We start from the raw sequence: 3,363 nt of genomic DNA on the forward strand, positions 1-3,363 counted from the left end.
GTGGGCGCGTCCTTGTTAATACCCCCCGGGGGTCCCCGCCGCCGGGCGGCCCGGCGGGAATCCGCCCGGCCGCTACGCGAAGACGACGGTGCGGTGTCCGTTGAGCAGGACGCGGTGTTCGCTGTGCCACTTGACCGCGCGGGCCAGCGCCTGGCACTCCACGTCCCGGCCCACCGCAACGAGCTGGTCCGGGGTGACCTCGTGGCCCACCCGCTCGACCTCCTGCTCGATGATCGGGCCCTCGTCGAGGTCGGCCGTCACGTAGTGCGCCGTCGCACCGATCAGCTTGACCCCGCGCGCGTGGGCCTGGTGGTAGGGCTTGGCGCCCTTGAAGCTCGGCAGGAACGAGTGGTGGATGTTGATGATCCGGCCGGACAGTTGCTTGCACAGGTCGTCCGAGAGCACCTGCATGTACCGGGCGAGCACCACCAGCTCCACCTGCTCGCGCCGCACCAGCTCAAGGAGCTCGGCCTCGGCCGCCGCCTTGGTGTCCGTGGTGACCCGGATGTGGTGGAAGGGGATGTCGTAGGAGGCGACGAGTTCGGCGAAGGTCGGGTGGTTGGAGACGACGGCCACGATCTCGACCGGCAGCGCGCCGATGCTCGAACGGAACAGCAGGTCGTTGAGGCAGTGCCCGAACTTGCTCACCATCAGCACCACGCGCATCTTCGCGTCGGCCCGGTGGATCTGCCAGTCCATCGCGAAGGAGTCGCCGACCGCGGCGAAGCTGGCCCGCAGCTTCTCCACCGTCACCGGCGTCTCGGGCCGCGTCGCCGCCGCGCCCGCACCGTCTCGCTGCCCGCCCGTGAAGTGCACCCGCATGAAGAACAGCCCCGTGTCACGGTCGCCGAACTGCTGGCTGTCCTCGATGTTGCAACCGGTCATGAAGAGGAAGCTGGACACGGCGTGCACGATGCCCTGCTTGTCCGGGCACGACAGCGTCAGCACGTACTGCTCCGGGGCGGGCGGCGGCGCGGGATGCGAGGCGTTCATGGTGCCCAAGCGTCGCACACCGCGCCGGCCGCCGGGCCGGCTGTCCAGCAGGCGGGCCGGCTGCCCAACGGGCGGCCCGGCGGGCCGTCAGACGGACTGGGTCAACTGCGCCAGGGCGTGCAGCGAGCGCGGCGGCACGTCCGCGTCCTCGCCGTCGCTGGCCGCGCGCCGCAGGTGCGCCTCCCGCGCCGCGCGCACCGCCTCCGGCCAGCCGTGGTGCTCCATGTACGTGGAGACGGGGGCGTCGGCACCGACGTCGTGCATGATCCGCAGCACCCGCAGCACGGCCACGTCGACCAGGGCCGCCTCCTGGCTGTCGCGGAAGATCGTCCCGACGTACTTCTCGGCCGACCAGTTGTCCAGCCAGGTGTCCTCCACCAGCCGGTACACGGCGTCGGTGACGTCCCCGTAGCCGTCGTGGCCGGCGAGCCAACAGTCCCGCTGGAAGACCGGGTCGGAGAGCATGTGCAGCGCCGAACGCACGTTGCTGCGCCAGCGCCACCACGGCATGTCTGTGAGGGGCATGGCGCCCATGGTGGTCGAGCGCCTACCGCGACGGGAAGTCTTCTCCGAACCTTGCACAGTATTCGATCGTACGTTCCGCGCCCGACTCCCTCCATCCACCCCCGCAATTCACCTTCGATACACCTTTCATTCTCTCTACAACACTCGGGCGTTTTGGGCGGCACGCAAGGGTCTGTTCCCATGAACGGTCGGCGACGTTCCTTCCTCCGTCTCTCCTCTACCGCACGAGTGGCGGCGGCCTGCACGGCGGCCGGCACGCTGTTCCTCAGCGGCTGTAGCGCCTTCCCGGGGTCCTCTGGCGGGTCCCGAAGCGAGCCCATCACGGTCGTGACCTGGGCCCCTGACGACACCAACGCAACCAACATGCCGGGCATGCCTGCAATGGCGCAGGCGTACGCCCGTTGGGTCAACGACACCGGCGGCATCCACGGCCGCAAGCTCCACGTCATCACCTGCAACGAGCGCAACGACGCGATCACCGCCGCCAAGTGCGCGCGGCGCGCCGTCGACGCCAAGGCCGTGGCCGTGGTGGGCTCCTACAGCCAGCACGGCCGCTCCTTCATGTCCCCGCTCGAAGACGCGGGCATCCCCTACATAGGTGGCTACGGGCTCTCCGAGGAGGAGTTCAGCAGCCCGTTCTCGTACCCGGTCAACGGCGGCCAGGCGACGCTGCTCGCGGGCAACGGCCGTCAGTTGGCGAACGTGTGCTCCGCGGTCTCGCTGGTCCGCCCGGACACCATCGCCGGGGACGAACTGCCCGAACTCCTCGACGCGGGGCTGGCCGAAGGGGACCGCAAGCCGGCCACCGACGTCCGCGCCCCGGAGGACGCCAGCGACTACACGCACCAGGTCAAGGAGGCACTCACCGGCGCGGGAGCGAAATCCAGCGGCACCGGGACCGGCACGGGTACGGGCACAGGTACGGGCACGGGCACCGGCGTCTCGGACGGCGCGGTCGCCGACACCGGCGGCGACGAGGGCTGCGTGACCGCGGCGCTCGGCAAGCGCACCAACACCTTCTTCGACTCCTTCCGCCGCGCGCAGAAGGAGGACTCGCGGGTACGGATGGCCTCCATACTCGGCAGCGTGCGCCAGTCCCTGGTGGACAGCACCGGCGGCCGGAACAGCCCGCTGGAGGGCACGTACGCCACGGGCTGGTACCCGGTGGCCGACGACCCGCGGTGGAACCCGATGCACAAGATCGTCGACGACTACGCGTTCGACGACAACCGCATCGACGTGGCCGACCCCGGCGTGCAGACCACCTGGATCGCCTACACCGTGCTCAAGTCCGTACTCACCGCGCTCGACTCGGACAAGATCACCGCGCGGGGGGTCCGTACGTCGCTCGACCGCGGCCACACCACGGACACCGGGGGCCTCACGCCCAAGCTCCGCTGGCGCTTCGAGGACCTGCTGCCGATCCGCAACTACCCGCGGATCATCAACGCCAACGTGACCTACCAGGTCGTCAAGGACGGCAAGCTCGTCGCCGTGAAGCAGGGTTTCGTCGACGTGGGCCAGACCCTGGTCAACCGCAAGGTGGCCTAGCCACAAAGTCGCGCAGCCGCCAGGTGGCGCAGCCGCCGCGCGCGGTGCGCCGCCGCAGCCCAGGAACGGGACCGCCCCGCCCCGCCGGCCGCACCGCCCGCGCGGGGGGGGGGGCGGGGGGGGGCGGGGGGCCCCCCGGGGGGGGGGCGCCGCGGGGCGGGGGGGTGGGCCCGAGCCCCGACCCCCGCCCGGGGGCGGGGGGGCCGGCGGGGGGGGCGCGGGCGGTACGGGGCGCCGGCACCCGGCCGGTGAGCCTGTGGGCCGGCCGCATCTCCTTCCGTACCCATCCGCGTA

Annotated in this window: 3 protein-coding genes; 1 reads left to right on the forward strand and 2 read right to left on the reverse strand. The window is 71.4% G+C overall.

Going from position 1 to position 3,363, the window contains the following annotated elements:
- Positions 1-72: 72 nt before the first annotated feature.
- Together purU and AAHZ94_RS31070 are read right to left on the reverse strand one after the other, a co-directional pair.
- Positions 73-993 carry a formyltetrahydrofolate deformylase gene (gene purU / locus AAHZ94_RS31065; protein WP_349997055.1) on the reverse strand — a complete coding sequence of 307 codons (921 nt, stop codon included), beginning with the start codon at positions 991-993 and terminating at the stop codon, positions 73-75.
- A gap of 87 nt (positions 994-1,080) precedes the next feature.
- Positions 1,081-1,518, reverse strand: a complete 438-nt coding sequence (locus AAHZ94_RS31070) for an SCO4402 family protein (protein WP_349997056.1) — start codon at positions 1,516-1,518, stop codon at positions 1,081-1,083.
- Positions 1,519-1,698: 180 nt separating this feature from the next.
- Here AAHZ94_RS31070 and AAHZ94_RS31075 point away from each other — a divergent pair, with 180 nt between their 5' ends.
- A complete protein-coding gene (locus AAHZ94_RS31075; RefSeq protein WP_349997057.1) occupies positions 1,699-3,069 on the forward strand; it encodes an ABC transporter substrate-binding protein in 1,371 nt (456 codons plus the stop codon).
- The last annotated feature ends 294 nt before the right edge of the window (positions 3,070-3,363 follow it).

Origin of the sequence: Streptomyces sp. HSW2009, assembly GCF_040240285.1 — a bacterium.
In the GTDB taxonomy this organism is placed as follows: domain Bacteria; phylum Actinomycetota; class Actinomycetes; order Streptomycetales; family Streptomycetaceae; genus Streptomyces.